Origin of the sequence: Achromobacter sp. GD03932 (assembly GCF_029839485.1) — a bacterium.
Classification (GTDB): domain Bacteria; phylum Pseudomonadota; class Gammaproteobacteria; order Burkholderiales; family Burkholderiaceae_B; genus Achromobacter; species Achromobacter bronchisepticus_A.
Map to the genome: position 1 here is coordinate 1 of NZ_JAOCAT010000013.1, position 13,681 is coordinate 13,681.

The 13,681-nt window shown below is 68.3% G+C and carries 15 protein-coding genes; 8 read left to right on the forward strand and 7 right to left on the reverse strand.

Features of this window, described 5'->3' with window-relative positions:
• Window positions 1–196 precede the first annotated feature (196 nt).
• Both N5C88_RS13830 and N5C88_RS13835 read left to right on the forward strand, forming a co-directional pair.
• Window positions 197–787, forward strand: a complete 591-nt coding sequence (locus tag N5C88_RS13830; RefSeq protein ID WP_280015501.1) for a hypothetical protein — start codon at window positions 197–199, stop codon at window positions 785–787.
• 16 nt (window positions 788–803) lie between these two features.
• Window positions 804–1,424, forward strand: coding sequence for a DUF4142 domain-containing protein (locus N5C88_RS13835; RefSeq protein ID WP_059376001.1), 621 nt, complete (start codon window positions 804–806; stop codon window positions 1,422–1,424).
• 15 nt (window positions 1,425–1,439) lie between these two features.
• Here the strand turns inward: N5C88_RS13835 and N5C88_RS13840 are convergent, their stop codons facing one another.
• The 3 genes from N5C88_RS13840 to N5C88_RS13850 form a co-directional block, all read right to left on the reverse strand.
• A complete protein-coding gene (locus N5C88_RS13840) occupies window positions 1,440–2,327 on the reverse strand; it encodes an SDR family oxidoreductase (protein ID WP_280015502.1) in 888 nt (295 codons plus the stop codon).
• An 81-nt stretch (window positions 2,328–2,408) separates the two neighbouring features.
• Entirely contained in the window at window positions 2,409–2,750 is a 342-nt protein-coding gene (locus N5C88_RS13845) for a DUF883 family protein (RefSeq protein WP_054454257.1), read from the reverse strand.
• A 77-nt stretch (window positions 2,751–2,827) separates the two neighbouring features.
• The gene (locus tag N5C88_RS13850) at window positions 2,828–3,157 is read right to left on the reverse strand and encodes a four-helix bundle copper-binding protein (RefSeq protein ID WP_059376006.1); all 330 of its coding nucleotides are present in this window, start codon (window positions 3,155–3,157) and stop codon (window positions 2,828–2,830) included.
• 161 nt (window positions 3,158–3,318) lie between these two features.
• On the opposite strand from N5C88_RS13850, the gene N5C88_RS13855 reads away from it, so the two are divergent.
• Complete coding sequence (locus N5C88_RS13855) at window positions 3,319–3,570, forward strand: hypothetical protein (protein ID WP_280015503.1); 252 nt, start codon at window positions 3,319–3,321, stop codon at window positions 3,568–3,570.
• Here N5C88_RS13855 and N5C88_RS13860 read toward each other — a convergent pair.
• Window positions 3,556–4,626: a DNA topoisomerase IB gene (locus N5C88_RS13860; RefSeq protein WP_059376010.1), complete on the reverse strand. Its 1,071-nt coding sequence runs from the start codon at window positions 4,624–4,626 to the stop codon at window positions 3,556–3,558. The two genes, N5C88_RS13855 and N5C88_RS13860, sit on opposite strands and share 15 nt — an antisense overlap.
• A 124-nt stretch (window positions 4,627–4,750) precedes the next feature.
• Here N5C88_RS13860 and N5C88_RS13865 point away from each other — a divergent pair, with 124 nt between their 5' ends.
• The 3 genes from N5C88_RS13865 to N5C88_RS13875 all read left to right on the forward strand — a co-directional run bounded on the left by N5C88_RS13865 (window position 4,751) and on the right by N5C88_RS13875 (window position 6,225).
• The gene (locus N5C88_RS13865; protein ID WP_013393888.1) at window positions 4,751–4,918 is read left to right on the forward strand and encodes a hypothetical protein; all 168 of its coding nucleotides are present in this window, start codon (window positions 4,751–4,753) and stop codon (window positions 4,916–4,918) included.
• A gap of 48 nt (window positions 4,919–4,966) precedes the next feature.
• Window positions 4,967–5,119, forward strand: a complete 153-nt coding sequence (locus N5C88_RS13870; RefSeq protein WP_013393887.1) for a DUF3309 family protein — start codon at window positions 4,967–4,969, stop codon at window positions 5,117–5,119.
• Between the two features lie 164 nt (window positions 5,120–5,283).
• Window positions 5,284–6,225, forward strand: a complete 942-nt coding sequence (locus tag N5C88_RS13875) for a 2-hydroxyacid dehydrogenase (protein WP_280015504.1) — start codon at window positions 5,284–5,286, stop codon at window positions 6,223–6,225.
• A gap of 10 nt (window positions 6,226–6,235) precedes the next feature.
• On the opposite strand, the gene N5C88_RS13880 is transcribed toward N5C88_RS13875, so the two are convergent.
• Together N5C88_RS13880 and N5C88_RS13885 are read right to left on the reverse strand one after the other, a co-directional pair.
• Window positions 6,236–7,069 carry a universal stress protein gene (locus N5C88_RS13880; protein WP_118932436.1) on the reverse strand — a complete coding sequence of 278 codons (834 nt, stop codon included), beginning with the start codon at window positions 7,067–7,069 and terminating at the stop codon, window positions 6,236–6,238.
• 113 nt (window positions 7,070–7,182) lie between these two features.
• A complete protein-coding gene (locus N5C88_RS13885) occupies window positions 7,183–9,309 on the reverse strand; it encodes an FUSC family protein (RefSeq protein ID WP_118932435.1) in 2,127 nt (708 codons plus the stop codon).
• 310 nt (window positions 9,310–9,619) lie between these two features.
• Between N5C88_RS13885 and N5C88_RS13890 the strand changes: the two genes are divergently transcribed.
• Both N5C88_RS13890 and N5C88_RS13895 read left to right on the forward strand, forming a co-directional pair.
• Window positions 9,620–10,534 (forward strand): EAL domain-containing protein, encoded by a 915-nt coding sequence (locus tag N5C88_RS13890; RefSeq protein WP_118932434.1) that lies wholly within the window; start codon window positions 9,620–9,622, stop codon window positions 10,532–10,534.
• Window positions 10,535–10,698: 164 nt separating this feature from the next.
• Entirely contained in the window at window positions 10,699–10,878 is a 180-nt protein-coding gene (locus N5C88_RS13895) for a hypothetical protein (protein ID WP_059376020.1), read from the forward strand.
• Window positions 10,879–10,992: 114 nt separating this feature from the next.
• On the opposite strand, the gene treY is transcribed toward N5C88_RS13895, so the two are convergent.
• Entirely contained in the window at window positions 10,993–13,680 is a 2,688-nt protein-coding gene (gene treY, locus N5C88_RS13900) for a malto-oligosyltrehalose synthase (RefSeq protein ID WP_280015583.1), read from the reverse strand.
• Window position 13,681: the final 1 nt, after the last annotated feature.

Here is a 13,681-nt window from a genome sequence, read left to right on the forward strand (position 1 = left end):
TTCGGAAAAATCTTCTTGGTCGCCGGGCATGTCCATGTGGAAGTCCTTACGCAGAATGCGGGTAGGCGGGACTGCGGGCGGACGGCCTCTGAACCCGCCGGACCAGGCCGCTCGCCAGCGCCACAGCAACTGCCATGCCTGAGGGCGGGCACGGCGGTTGCTGGCAACGAGGGAATGATTCCCGATGGAGAGCACAATGTCCCTGATCGTTGCCGCCCGTTTCGACACTTTCGACCACGCCGCCGAGGCGGCGCGCAAGCTGTGCGCCGAAGGATTCACCGAAGAAGACATCCATACCTTCTACATCAACACGGCGGGTGAACACGCGCGCTTTCCGATAGGCGGCGACCGCGTGGCCGACCCCGACGCCCGGGGCGGCCATTTCGGCGCGGTGGCGGGCGCTTCCGCGCTGGGTCTGGTGTTTGCGCTGCTGGGCGGCTTGATCGCCGCCCGGGTCGGGGCTTCGGTCTTGATCGTCATTGCCGCTGCGGGGGTAGGCGCTTATCTCGGCGCGCTGGCCGGCGCGCTATGGGTGATCGGGCGCGGACGGCGCAGGCATCCGGCGGCGTCCGTCGCCCGTGACGCGCATCCCGCCGTACGCCAGGCGGGCGTGATGCTGGCGCTGCACATATCGCCGGACCGCGATGCGTTGGCAAGAACCGTGCTGACGCAGGCTGGCGGCACGGACATCGAGCGCGCACAGGGCCGCTGGTTGAATGGCAAATGGGAAGACTTCGACCCCTTGACGCCGCCGCGGCATGTGGAAGCGTCGACGATGGCGAACTAGGCCGAGGGAGACGGAGATGAAAAAAACCTTATGGCTCTGCGGCGTCGTCGCGCTATGCCTGCTGGCCGCGCCCGGCGTGCTGGGCGGGGTGCAGGCGCAGGAGCTGGCGGAGCCGGAAGCGCGCTTCCTGCAGGCGGCGGCGGGCTCAGGCATGTTCGAGGTGGAAGCGGCGGAGCTGGCGAAGAAGCTTGCGGGGGACCGCGACGTGAAAGCATACGCCGCGCGGATGCTGGAGCAGCATGGCGCCATGAACGCCCAGCTGAAGACCCTGGCCGGACGCAAGCAGGTGAAGCTGCCAGCGGAACCGTCCGAACCCGACCGCGACACCCTGCAACAGCTGGGCAACAGGACCGGCCCCGACTTCGACGCGCTTTATATCGAAAAGGCGGCAGTGGACGCGCATACTACCGCCAACCGCCTGTTCGAGACGGCGGCGCGCGAGTCCAAGGATCCGCAGGTGCGCGATTTCGCCGTGCGCGCGCTGCCCATGCTGGCCGAACATCTGGCAATGGGCCGCAAGCTGCAACGCACGCCGCCCGCCGATGCGGACAAGATCCAGCCGGCAACAAAGGGCGAAGCGCCGGCGGTTTCACCCGCGTCGCGCGAAGCGCCCGCATCGATCGCGCCGGCAAAGTAACGGGCAGCGCAGGCCTCAATCGCCCGCGCTGCCGGTAATGGGCAGGACGATGCCGGTGATGTAGCTGGCGCACACGGGCGAGGCCAGGAAGACATAGGCCGGAGAGATTTCCTCGGGCTGCGCCGGCCGCCCCAAGTCCGCGTGCTTGCCGAATTCCGTGATTTTCTCCGGACTTTGATCCGCAGGATTCAGCGGCGTCCATACGGGTCCCGGCGCCACTGCGTTCACACGAACACCCTTGGCGGCGAGGTTGGCGGCCAGCGATCGCGTAAAGGCATGGATCGCGCCCTTGGTGGTGGAGTAGTCCAACAGCCTGGCGCTGCCGCGCAGGCCCGTGACCGATCCGGTATTGATGATGGAGGCGCCCGCGCGCAGATGCGGCAGCGCCGCGCGCGCCATCTGGAAGTAGGCGGTGATATTGGTGCGCAGCGTCTTGTCCCACTTTTCGTCGCTGATCTCGGGCAGCGTGTCCGTGTGCTGCTGATAGGCGGCGTTGTTCACCAGGACGTCGAGCTTGCCGTACGCCCCGATCGTCTGTGCCACCGCCTGTTCGCAAAACGCGGGTTCCTGTACGTCGCCTGCGATCAGCAGGCAATGGCGGCCTTCGCTTTCCACGGCGCGCTGGGTGTCTTCAGCGTCCTCTTGCTCGTTGAGATAGACGACCGCTACGTCGGCGCCTTCGCGCGCATACAGCAGGCAGACCGCGCGCCCTATGCCGGAATCGCCGCCTGTCACCAGCGCAACCATGCCCTCGAGCTTGCCGCTGCCCTTGTACTGCGGCGCCTGGTACTGTGGCTTGAGAACCATGTCGGCTTCCTGCCCCGGCTTTTCCAGGTGCTGGGCCGGCATGGGCGGTGTGGGATGCGGGCGGGCGCCGGTGTCGGCTTGATCGGGCTTGCTCATGTGGGCCTCCTGGTGGGCAGGCGCGACAGGCGCCTCCCCATTGCCGAGCAAATGCCATGCCTGGCCCGCCGCGCGCCGGGGCTACTGCCGTCCCACCACCACGCCAAAAAGGAAAGCTGCGCCGGCCACCAGGCCGATGGCCTGCCAGGGCCGGGCGTGGATGTACTCCTCGGTGCAGTCTATGGTCTCGCGCATCAGGTCGCCGGCGTGGTCGGAAGCGTCTCGCAAGCTGCGCCGCGTGGCGTGCAGCTGTTCGGACAGGCGCGCCTTGAGCGCCTCAAGATCGGTCGCCGAGGCATCGCTGAGCGTGGCTTCCAGATCGTCGATCCAGGCCTCGGGATGCCGTGCTCGCCTGTGCGCGCCGCGGTTGTCCGGGCCGTTTTCCGGAAAGTCTGAGGGCAGGGGGGTGTTGGTAGAGGCCATCGGTAGCTCCTGGCTGTCGGGCGGGAAATGCGCCTGCGCGGACCGGCCCGGGCGGCCGCGCAGCGGATCGGAAGGTTTCAGGCCTCCAGCATGTCGCGGCAGGCCAGGGTGCAGCTCAGGCACGCGCCTGCGCACACCTGGCAATGCTCTGCCTCGTGCGATGAGCATTCGCGCGCGCACGCATCGCATATCAACGCGCACAAGGTGCAAAGCGCATTGGCGAACTCGCCGTCGCGTGCCAGCATGGCCGCGCAAAGCCGGCAAACCGCGCCGCAATCGGTGCACAGCGCAATGCATCGCCGCATGTGCGCCGGGTTCTCGCGCAGGCAGGCGGACGCGCAAACATCGCAGGCGACGGCGCATTCATAGCAGGCTTGCACACATTGCTCGAAATTTTGGTCTCGCATTGCATCTCCTTGTGTGCGCCCGGTACGCGCAGCAACGGGCAAGCCTGGGGGGGGGGGCACATCCGCTTGCAATTTGATGCCGCGTTGCGATGACCGCAGCGGCCTGGAGCCCTAGCATGGGAACCGTATTCCCTACGGGGGAGCCACTGCAGGAGCCACGCATGAAGCCAGCATCCATACCCGGATCCGCGAAGCCGGCGCAAGCCGGCAAGCGGGCGGAAGACAACGCTAAGATACTGCCGCCGCGCGCTCTCGTCGATGTGCCGCGCAGACCGGATAAACCAGACGCCTCGACCCCGGACGAGGCCGCGCGCGACAAGCGCGTCGTGGCCGACACGCGCACCGAGTCGAACTGGACGGACGGTTCCGCGCCGCAACCGCGGGCCAAGAACGCGCGCTCATCGATCCTTTGATGCTTGCTTGGCGTTCGCCGCCGCAGCGGCCTCTCCGCCCAGGAAGGCAAGCAGGCGGCGTTCGTCCGCACTCAGTCCACGGGGACCCCGCGGCGCCGCTGAGCGCGCGGGTAGCGTGCCGTCCAGGTAGGCGGCCAGAATGGCCGGATGCACATAGCAGGCGCGGCATACGGCTGGCGTATTGGCCAGGCGCCGCGCGACCTGCTTGACCACGTCCACCACCGTCTTCTGCGCCTGGGCGGCGCTCTCGTGCGGGTTCGCCTGAAGGGCGGCATAGGCCATGACGGAGCCTGCCCAGGTACGGTAGTGTTTCGCCGTGAAGTCGCCCGCGCCGGCAGCGCGCAGATAGGCGTTGACCGCGCCCGAATCGACGGGATGGCTGCCGCCGTCCGCGTCCAGATACTGGAACAGTTGCTGGCCGGGTATGTCCAGGCAGCGCTTGATGATGCGCGCCACGCGCCGGTCCGCGGCGCTGACGTCGTGGGTCACGCCGCTCTTGCCCTGGAAGCGGAAGCGGAACTTGTCGCCCGTCACGCTGGCGTGCCGCCGCTTGAGCGTGGTCAGGCCATAGGACTTGTTGGTTCGGGCGTACTCGCGCGCGCCGATGCGCACCAGCGTCGTCTCTAGCAAACGTACCAGTACGGCTATCACCTTGTTCTGGGACAACCCGGCGGTACGGAGATCGCGCTCGACCTGCCGCCGTATGCGCGGGAGCGTCTGGCCGAAGGCTGCAAGGCTCTGGTACTTGCTCGCATCGCGCACTGCGGTCCAATCGGAGTGGTAGCGGTACTGCTTGCGTCCTCGGGCATCGCGCCCGGTGGCCTGCAGATGCCCGAGCGGGGTAGGGCAGATCCACACCTCTTCATATGCCGGCGGTATTGCCAGGGCGTCGATGCGCTTGATTTCCCGCGCGCTGCGTATGCGTCTGCCTTGGGCGTCCAGGTAGTGGAAGGCGCTGCCGTTGACACGGACCCGGGCATAGCCTGCCTGGCTGTCGTCGTAGTAGACCAGCGCTGCGCCGCCGCGGGCGGGCGCCGTTCGGGAACTTGGGTTCATGTCGTCTGCGGCAAACAGGGGGACAGGGACGCTGCCATCAGCATGCGGCGTGCCCGCGATCCTCGACGAAGGGGCTGGGCACGCGGCTTGCTGACGGAGGAGTGGATTTTCCCCGGAGACAGCCATGCACATCGCGTACTCGTACTACCTGCACGTTCCGCCCAAGCCAGATCCGATCCCGCCAGGTTCGCCGCCCGGCGACCTGCCTGTTGATCCGGATACCGACGAGCCGGACGTGGACCTGCCGCCCTTGTCGCCGCCCGGCAAGGAGATCACGCCGCCCAGCCCCTGACGCGGGCTGTGGCTTTTCCCTGATCCCAACAAGAACCGAGGAGTCGCCATGTCGACCATCCTGCTGATTATTCTTATCCTGCTCCTGGTCGGCGCCGTGCCGGCCTGGCCCCATAGCCGCGGTTGGGGCTATTACCCCAGCGGCATACTGGGCATATTGCTGATCGTCCTGATTGTGATGCTGTTGACCGGCCGGCTCTAGCAGGTCCAATGCGGTCATGAAGGCGCGAGCCGTGTCGGACGGCTCGCGCATCGGTCCGAGCGCCGGGCGGCCGTCTGGCGGACCGGCGGGTGGCGCGGGCTTGCGCCCAGGCGTAAGATCGCCGGGTTTTTGTGCAGCCCTCCGCCATCCGCGGCATTCCCGACATGACCATCCCCTTGCTTGTCTTGATAGAAAGCGTGCAGGATTACCTGCCCGAAATCGAAGCGCGCGGCTTTCGCGCGATTTTTGCGCCTACCGCCGATTCACGCGCGCAGGCGATCCGTGATCACGGCTCGGAGATCCGCATCGTGCTCACGCGCGGAGCTACCGGCTTGTACGCGCAGGAAATGGCGGCGATGCCCAAGCTGGAAATCGCCTGCTCGCTGGGCGTGGGCTACGAAAACATCGATCTGGCCGCTGCGGCCGAGCGCGGGATCGTCGTGACCCATGGTCCGGGCGCGAATGCGGTATCGGTGGCGGACCATGCCATGGCCCTGATGCTGGGCGCGGCGCGACGCCTGCCGCAAGCGGATGCGTCGGTGCGCCAGGGCCATTGGAGCGGCTTCATGGGACCGCAGGTCACCGGCAAGCGGCTGGGGATCCTGGGCCTGGGCACCATCGGATTGGAAATCGCGCGGCGCGGCGCCAACGGCTTCGGCATGAGCGTGGGCTATTACAGCCGCAGCGTTCGCCCGGAATCGGGCTATGCCTACTTCGACAGCCCGCGCGCGCTGGCCGCGGCATCGGATTTCCTGGTGGTGGCGACGCCGGGCGGAACGGACACGCGCCACCTGGTGGACGCGCAGGTATTGGAAGCGCTGGGGCCGGAAGGCTATCTGGTGAACATCGCGCGCGGCAGCGTGGTGGACACGCAGGCGCTGATCGCGGCCTTGGCCGAGCGCCGCATTGCGGGCGCGGGCCTGGACGTGGTGGACGGCGAGCCCGACGTACCCAAGGCACTGATCGAGCTCGACAATGTGGTGTTGACCCCGCACAGCGCGGGGCGCTCGCCGGAAGCGGTGCATGCCACCGTGGCGCTGTTCCTGGACAACGCCACGGCGCACTTCGGCGGCAGGCCGGTGCTGACCCCGGTGCGCCGGGGCTAGCAGGCCAAGGCTAGTGCGAGAACATGACCGGCACGGTCATGCTCTTCAGGATGGACGCCGTCGCCCCGCCCAGCGCCCACTGGCGCAGCTTGCTGTGGCCATAGGCGCCCATGACGATCAGGTCCGCGCTATGGTCGGCGGCGGCGTTCAGGATGGTGCTGCCCACGCCTACGCCCTTGATGTCGCGGCGCACATGCTCGGGCGCCGGCATGCCCTGCGCCACGCAATAGGTGGCCAGGTCCTCGAACGGCGCTTCATGCTTGGGGCTGGCGGCGCCTTCGTCCATGGTCAGCACGACCATGTGCGAGGCCAGGCGCAATATCGGCGCCGCATCGGCCAGCGCGCGGGCGGCTTCGCGGCTGCCGTCCCAGCAGCACAGCACGCGGTCGCCGATGACCGGGAATTCGCCGCTGGACGGAATCGCCAGCACCGGCCGGCCCGCCGTCAGCAGGGTCTGTTCGACGAACTCGATCTCGTGCGCGGCCTCGACGTCCTCGCGGTTTTCCTGGCTGACCACGATCAGGTCGGTGGTGCGGCCCAGCAGCGCCACGGTCTCGCTGGGCGAGGAGGTACCCGCGCGCATGAATGCGGGCACGTCCGCTTCGGCCGCGGCCTCCAGAAAGGCGGTTTCCACCGCGTCGCGGCTTTGCGCCTGCAACTCCTTGATGATGCCCAGCGAACGCGACATGAGCACGGACTCGCCGTAGTAATACTGCGGCGGCGCGGCGTTGGCGTAGATGCCGACCAGCTCGGCCTTGTGCCGCTTGGCCAGGGCCAGGGCAGCTTCAATGCGGCGTTTGCAGTCGAATCCGTGGTCCAGGTGGACGGAAATGCGGCGGTACATGAAGGCCTCCTTGTTTAAGCGTGCCATGTGCATATGGTTACGCTTTCCGGCCTTCTCGCCCTTGATGCGCGTCAAGCCCGCGGCAGTTCGCCGGGGCGAGCGCAAACGGCAGGCTATGGCGCGGGGGGAGTCCGTTCCACGCGTTCGCGCAATTGGCGCAATTGGCGCGCCTGTTGCGCGATGCGGTCCAGCGGGGCTGCCAGTTCCGGATAGCCCGCGGCCACCGCAGGCGGCACGGCCAGTTGGCGGTCGCTTGCGCGGGGTGCGGGCTGCTGCGGATGCAGCGCATGCGCCAGGGCCGGACCGTACTCGGAGAGCGCTTGGGCGGCGGGCGATCCGGCGGGCGGGGCCGGCTGCAGCTCCAGCACCGTACCCGCCGCCGTGACGCGGCGCATGGCGTTGAGCAGGTTTTCCGCCGTACCGACATTGCGGTCGCGATGCACCGGATTCTGCTGCAGCCGCTGCAAGGACGCCTGCGCATTGTCGGCGGAAAGGCAGGCCATGCGGCGCAGCGCCACCAGGTCCTGCCCATCGCCGGCATCGCCGCTCTTGGCCCGCAACAGGGCGCGCGCATAGGCGGCGTGACGCTCCAGCGCCAGGCTGAGGGCGCCGGCCAGTTGCCGCGGCTCCTTTTCGGGCCAGACCAGAAAGCCCACCAGCAGGGCCAGGACGCCGCCCAGCACGCTGTTGAACGCGCGCAGGGCCGCGAGCATCGGCTCCTGGATCTCGGGCTGCTGGATGTGGGTGACCAGCACGAACTGCGAAGTCAGGAAGAACGTGAACAGCGCGTAATGAATCGTGCGCGCGGCGAAGGTGCCCAGCGCGATTGGCAGGACCGCCAGGGCCACGGACAAGGGCGTGCTCAGGAACAGGCCCAGCAACGAAGCGCCGATGGCGCCGGCCACGCTGCCGGCCACGCGTTCCAGCGTGCGCTGCCAGGTGGTCGCGAAGTAAGGCTGCAGGATGAAGACCAGCGTCAGCGACATCCAGTAGCCATGGTTGACGGCGAAGGTCTTGGACAGCGCCACGGCGATGGTGGCGCCCACGCCTACCCGCAGCGCATGGCGGAAGGCGTCGGATTCGAAGCTCAGGTTCTGGCGCAGTGCGCGCCAGGCGTCTTGCGCAGGGTTGGCTGCGCGGCGGTCGCGCGTGGGCGCCGCCGGGGCTTGCCCCTGGTCGAACAGGGACTGCGTGACGGCCTGCGCCGTGTGCAACAACCGGTCCAGCACCGGCGCCATGGTGGCGAGTTCGGGTGCGTGGGCCAGGGCGCTGCCGCGCAGTTCATGCAGGCCGGCGCTGTAATGGGCCAGGCGTTCGCGCAGGCACTGCGTTTGCTTGGCGTCGTTGACGTCCGAAGTGCTGGCGATGGCATTGCACAGGCTGGCGTAGCGGTGCAGCGCATGCGACAGATGGGCGCCGGCGCCGCGCCCGAGCCAGCGCGGCGCGTTCGATTCCAGCAGATCGGCCGCGGCCACCAGCGCGATGAAGCTGTCCTCCGCATTGTCCAGCAGGTACAGCAGCTGGTGCGCGCGGGCGCGGCGCGAGGGTCGCGCGTCCTGCACTTCGCGGATGCGGGTGCGGGCGGCTTCGAGCGCCGCACGCTGGGCGCTGCGCTGCGGCCGCGTGACCGCGCTCCAGGCCTGGGGGCTGGCGGCGGGCGTCAAGCCCGAGTACATGCGGGCCAGCGCGTCGGCAAAGTCCGCCAGGCCGCGGTAGCAGTGCGCGACCGCATGGGTGGCGTCCTTCCAGGGACGCCGGCGCCATACCAGCGCCGTCATCAGGATGGCCCAGGCCGCCCCGGCCAGGAAAAACAGCGTGTATGAGAGGCTTTCCGCCCAGGTCGGGGCGGGCAGTTCGGCCGCCACCACGAAGCCCGCGGACAGCAAGGTGCCGACGATGGCCGCGGCCGGCCCCAGCACGCGCAACAGGCCGCCGAATGTGCAGCACACGAAGGTCAGGGGCAGCAGCAGCCATAGATGGGCCGCGCTGACGCTGGCCAGAAAGCAGAACAGCGCGCCTATCAGCCCCAGCGCGAGCATTGCGCCAGCGCGCTGGCGCAGGGGACCGCCCGGATCCCCGAAGCAGGCCCAGAACGCCGCGATGGCGCTCCAGCCCAGGCGCGGCTCGTGCGCCAGCACGGCCAGGATGACGGGCGCGGCGCTGATGGCCGCGGCTTGGAGGGCGTCCAGCCAGAGGACGTTGCGCAAGGAGGCGCGCCAACGGAAATACAGGTTCTTCACGCTAGGAATACAGCAGCAGCGGCGGTGGGCCCGGCAGGGCGGTAGTCGCAAACCCTACCATGTCGACAAGGCTTTCCGACGAGGGCGGCGGCCGGGGCCGGAAAGGCCGTTTCATTCATGAATCCGAGCAGCTTAATACGTATGGATACATATATGTGACTTTGCCGCCGCAGCGGCGCAGAATTGCCTGGAAGAAAGTCTGGAAATGGCATACAAAAAGCGCTGTAGCTGGGAATACTCAGTCCAATGTGCCTCTTTCTGCGCCCGGACAGCGCAGGTTTTCGCCCAGGGGCGCGCAAGGAGTATCGACATGATGTCGAATCAAGAGGCTTCCACAGACTCGGTGGCGAGCGACGACGAGATCGCCGCCATGATCACCGGCAAGGATGGCCTGCGCATGCTGTTGCAACCGCAGGTGGACCTGCTGACAGGCCGGATCGTGTCGGCCGAAGCGCTGGCTCGCTGGCGGCATCGCCGCCTGGGCATCATCATGCCTTCCGACTTCATTCCCGCCGTCAACCGCCTGGGCCTGGACAAGGTGCTTTTCGAGCGCGTCTGCCTGCGTGTCATAGACATGCTGCTGACGATGCGGCGCGCCGGCATCGCCATTCCCGTGGCCATCAATGCGCCTGCCTCCACCTTGTCGGACGAGGCCGCGGTGGATTTCCTGCTGGACCGCATCTATGCGGCTGAGCTGCCCGCGTCGCTGGTGCGCGTGGAACTGACGGAAGACCAGCCCATCCGCGAACTCGATGTGCTGCGCGCCACGCTGCTCAAGCTCGAGAATGCCGGCTGCGAGGTCAGCCTGGACGATTTCGGCACCGGCCACGCTTCGCTGAAGCTGCTGTCGGCGCTGCCGCTGTCCGAGGTCAAGATCGACCAGTATTTCGTCACGCGCATGCGCCGCAGCGCCGTCGCCTTCGAAGTGTTGCGCACCGCCGCGGAACTGGCGAACCGGCTCGGCCGCCGGGTGGTGGCCGAAGGCGTCGAAAACGTGGCGGACATTCCCGCCTTGCGCGCGGCCGGCTGCCGCTACGGCCAGGGCTTTGCGCTGGGCCGCCCCATGCCGCTGGACGAATTGACGGTGCGGCTGCGCACGCAACGCGACCAGGGCGAACCGCTGGCCGCGCCCGCCGCCTATGCGTCATCCTGGCTCGACGCCTACGACGCTTCCGCCCAGGAACCGCAGTCAGCGCGCGGCAAACGCCACGCGGCCACGCAATAGAACTGGGCGCGCAGCGTATTTTTTACCAACCTGGCCGGACTTTACCGGCGGTCCTTGCGTCCCCCTCGTACGCGGGGCTGCGGACTGACCGCCGCGCGGGTTTGGGCACGCGGGTTGCTGTATGGAATGCGGCGGAGCTTTTTCCGTCTTCCAGGAGACTTGCAATGCCCAATCAGAACCAGCCCGACCAGCAAAAGCAGCAACAGAAGCAACAGGCCCAGGAAAACCCCAGGGACCGCAATCAGCCCGGGCAGCAGCAGCCCGGCCAATCCGGCCAGCATGCCGACAAGGATCGGCAGCAACCTGGCCAGAACCCGGGCCAGCAAAGCAAGATGCCGCGCTGACTCATAGACCGCGTGTTCCGGGCCCTGTAGTCGGGCGGGTATCGCGGTAAGGACGGCCTTGTCCCGCTGTGGGCGGACAAGGCCGTTTGTGCTTCATGCATCGTCATTGAAGCGTCAAGCCGCCGGTGACAGCCACAGTGCTACCGGCAGTTCGCACAGCAGATCGGACAAGGGCAGCGCACCGTCGGCGCCGCGCCGCGCCTTTTCGTCGCCCATTGCATCGCGCCACGCCAAGTCCCTGACCGCATCGGGCAGGCACAGCGCGGTATCGGCCCAGAATTCCCGCGCCGCCCGCGGCTCGCCGCGAGCGTAGCCGGACAGGCGCAGGGCGCACAGCCGCGGCGCGGCGATCACGGCACACTCGTCTTCATGACACCGCAGCCAGGCGACGACGTGCCGTGCATGCGTCCCGGTTGCAGCCAGGGGGATGCACTCGCCCTGGCCGAACAATGCCGAGTGGCGCAGCCGCGCCGACAGCAGGCGCTGGATCAGGGCCTGCTTCACCGCGCCGCTGCGCCAGTCCGCTGCGCTGGGTCGGACGGCGGCGCTGGCGCGAGCGCGGGCCAGCATGGCTATCCGCGGCGGATAGTCGACCGCGCGCCGGTTATCAGGGTCGACCAGGCTTACGTCCCAGAACTCCGTACCCTGGTACAGATCCGGCACGCCCGGCAACGTGTTGCGCAACAGCGTCTGCGCCATGCTGTTGATCATGCCGGCGGGGGCCAGCTCCAGGGCGTATGCGGCGATTTCGGCCAGCAGGCGCCGGCCGGGGGCCGCGTCCCGCAGAAACTCCAGTGCGCCAAGCCCGGCGGCTTCATAAGCGGAGTCAGGATCCGTCCAACTGGTATGGAGCTTGGCTTCGCGCAGCGCCTTGAGCTGCCACTGCGCCACGCGCTCGATCCATGCGGCCACGCTTGCCGGCCGCTGTTCGATGATGTCGGCATCCCAGCCGGCGGGCCAAGCCCCGATCAGCGTCTGCACCAGCAGGTAGCGGTCTGCCAAGGTGAGTTGCCCGGCGTCGGGCAGGGCATGGATCCAGCGATACGCGGTCTTGCGCCAGGCTTGCGGCATTTCCGATAGCACCGCCAGCCGCGCGCGTGCGTCCTCCCCGCGTTTGTGGTCATGCGTGGCCGTGGCCAGCATGGCGTGGGGGAATTCGCGCGCCCGCGCTTCGACCAGAGCATGGAAAGCCTCGGGCGCCAGCGCGAACCGCTGCGGCGATGCGCCGACTTCATTGCGCGACAGCAGCGGGCCGTAGCGATAGAACAGCGTGTCTTCCAGCGCTTTGGCGGCCAGCGGCGGCGTCAGTTGCTGGAACCGGCGCAGGGATTGCGCAGCTTCCGTTTCACCTTGCGCGAGCGGCGCGGCGGCATGATCCGCCGTTGCGGGGTCGGCGGGTCGTCCGCTCAGCCAACGGTCCAATTGCGCCAGCAAGGCGGCGTCAGCCGAGCCGGGAAGGGCGCACAGGAGGGTTGCGGCGCGTTGCGCGGCTGCATCGCAGTGGTCGCGGTCCGCGTCGCTGCGCCCGCCGTCCTCTGCATAGGTCCGGTACACCGGAAAGGCCGCCAGCCACGCGGACAGCACGCGGTCCATGGCCGGCGCGGACCAGTCGCGGGTGCGGCGGTCGTGCCGCGCCAAACGTTCCAGACAGCGGACCAGCGCCAGGCGTTCCGCGGAAAAGTGCCGCTGCAGCATGCGCGTGCGCGCCGCTTCCAGCTGGCGCTGCGGCGTGCGCAGATCGCCCGTGAGCATCTGCCAGAACGCCCGCAGCGGCGCTTCGGCCTGCGGGTCGTGCAGCAAGGCGCCGACCTGATCCATGAAGTCGTAGCCGGTGGTGCCATGCAGCTGCCAGCGCCCATCGGGCGCTTCGTCCGACGCCAGGATCTTCTCCGCCACCAGATAGGCTTGCGATTGGGCGCAAGCCGGCGGACGGCTGGCTCCGGCTTCGGCCAGGCATCGATTCAGCCTGCGCAGATAGGCGCCCGGCGCGGCCAGTCCGTCGATGTGGTCGATGCGCAGTCCGTCGAGCAGGCCTTGCGCGTACAGGCGCAGCGGCAGCGCATGCACGGCATCGAAGACGGCTTCGTCCTCGACTCGTACGCCCACGAGCTCGCTGATCTCGAAGAAGCGCCGCCAGTTGATCTGATCGGCAGCGCAGCGCCACCAGGCCAGCCGGTAATGCTGGCTCTGCAGCAGCCGGTGCAGGCGCTCGCGGCCGGATGCGCGCGCCGGGTCGCAGCGGCGCAGCAGGGTTTGCGGATCGAGCCCGCGCGCAAGCGATTCCGGCGCCACGGGATAACGCTGGCCCGAGACCTCCAATTCGACGCGCCCGGTAGTGGCGTCGTGGCGCAGCGCCATTACGCCTTGATTCAGCGACTCGCCGTAGGAGTCGGGCAGGATGGGCAGCAGGACTTTGCCGCGCAGCGCGGGATCCGGCGCGTTCCAGTCGATGTCGAAGCAGCGCGCATGCGCGCTTGCGGCGCCGTGTTCGAGCACATCGCGCCACCAGGCATTGGCGGGGTGTGCCGCCATGTGGTTGGGCACGATGTCCGCGATGAGGCCCAGCCCGCGCCGGCGGGCCGCCCGGGCCAGGTCCCTCAGCGCCGACTCTCCGCCCAGCTCCGGATTGACCGCGCCATGGTCGATGACGTCATAGCCATGCGTCGAGCCGGGGCGGGCGCAGGTGATGGGCGACAGGTAGAGGTGGCTGACCCCGAGGTCCGCGTAGTAGTCCACGCAAGCGTGGGCGTCGTGCAGCGTGTAGCCGGCATGCAGTTGCAGGCGGACCGTGGCGCGCGGCATG

Coding starts and splice junctions, on each gene's coding strand:
- N5C88_RS13830 (WP_280015501.1), top strand. CDS start 197: ATGTCCCTGATCGTTGCCGCCCGTTTCGACACTTTCGACCACGCCGCC.
- N5C88_RS13835 (WP_059376001.1), top strand. CDS start 804: ATGAAAAAAACCTTATGGCTCTGCGGCGTCGTCGCGCTATGCCTGCTG.
- N5C88_RS13840 (WP_280015502.1), bottom strand. CDS start 2,327: ATGAGCAAGCCCGATCAAGCCGACACCGGCGCCCGCCCGCATCCCACA.
- N5C88_RS13845 (WP_054454257.1), bottom strand. CDS start 2,750: ATGGCCTCTACCAACACCCCCCTGCCCTCAGACTTTCCGGAAAACGGC.
- N5C88_RS13850 (WP_059376006.1), bottom strand. CDS start 3,157: ATGCGAGACCAAAATTTCGAGCAATGTGTGCAAGCCTGCTATGAATGC.
- N5C88_RS13855 (WP_280015503.1), top strand. CDS start 3,319: ATGAAGCCAGCATCCATACCCGGATCCGCGAAGCCGGCGCAAGCCGGC.
- N5C88_RS13860 (WP_059376010.1), bottom strand. CDS start 4,626: ATGAACCCAAGTTCCCGAACGGCGCCCGCCCGCGGCGGCGCAGCGCTG.
- N5C88_RS13865 (WP_013393888.1), top strand. CDS start 4,751: ATGCACATCGCGTACTCGTACTACCTGCACGTTCCGCCCAAGCCAGAT.
- N5C88_RS13870 (WP_013393887.1), top strand. CDS start 4,967: ATGTCGACCATCCTGCTGATTATTCTTATCCTGCTCCTGGTCGGCGCC.
- N5C88_RS13875 (WP_280015504.1), top strand. CDS start 5,284: ATGACCATCCCCTTGCTTGTCTTGATAGAAAGCGTGCAGGATTACCTG.
- N5C88_RS13880 (WP_118932436.1), bottom strand. CDS start 7,069: ATGTACCGCCGCATTTCCGTCCACCTGGACCACGGATTCGACTGCAAA.
- N5C88_RS13890 (WP_118932434.1), top strand. CDS start 9,620: ATGATGTCGAATCAAGAGGCTTCCACAGACTCGGTGGCGAGCGACGAC.
- N5C88_RS13895 (WP_059376020.1), top strand. CDS start 10,699: ATGCCCAATCAGAACCAGCCCGACCAGCAAAAGCAGCAACAGAAGCAA.
- treY (WP_280015583.1), bottom strand. CDS start 13,680: ATGCCGCGCGCCACGGTCCGCCTGCAACTGCATGCCGGCTACACGCTG.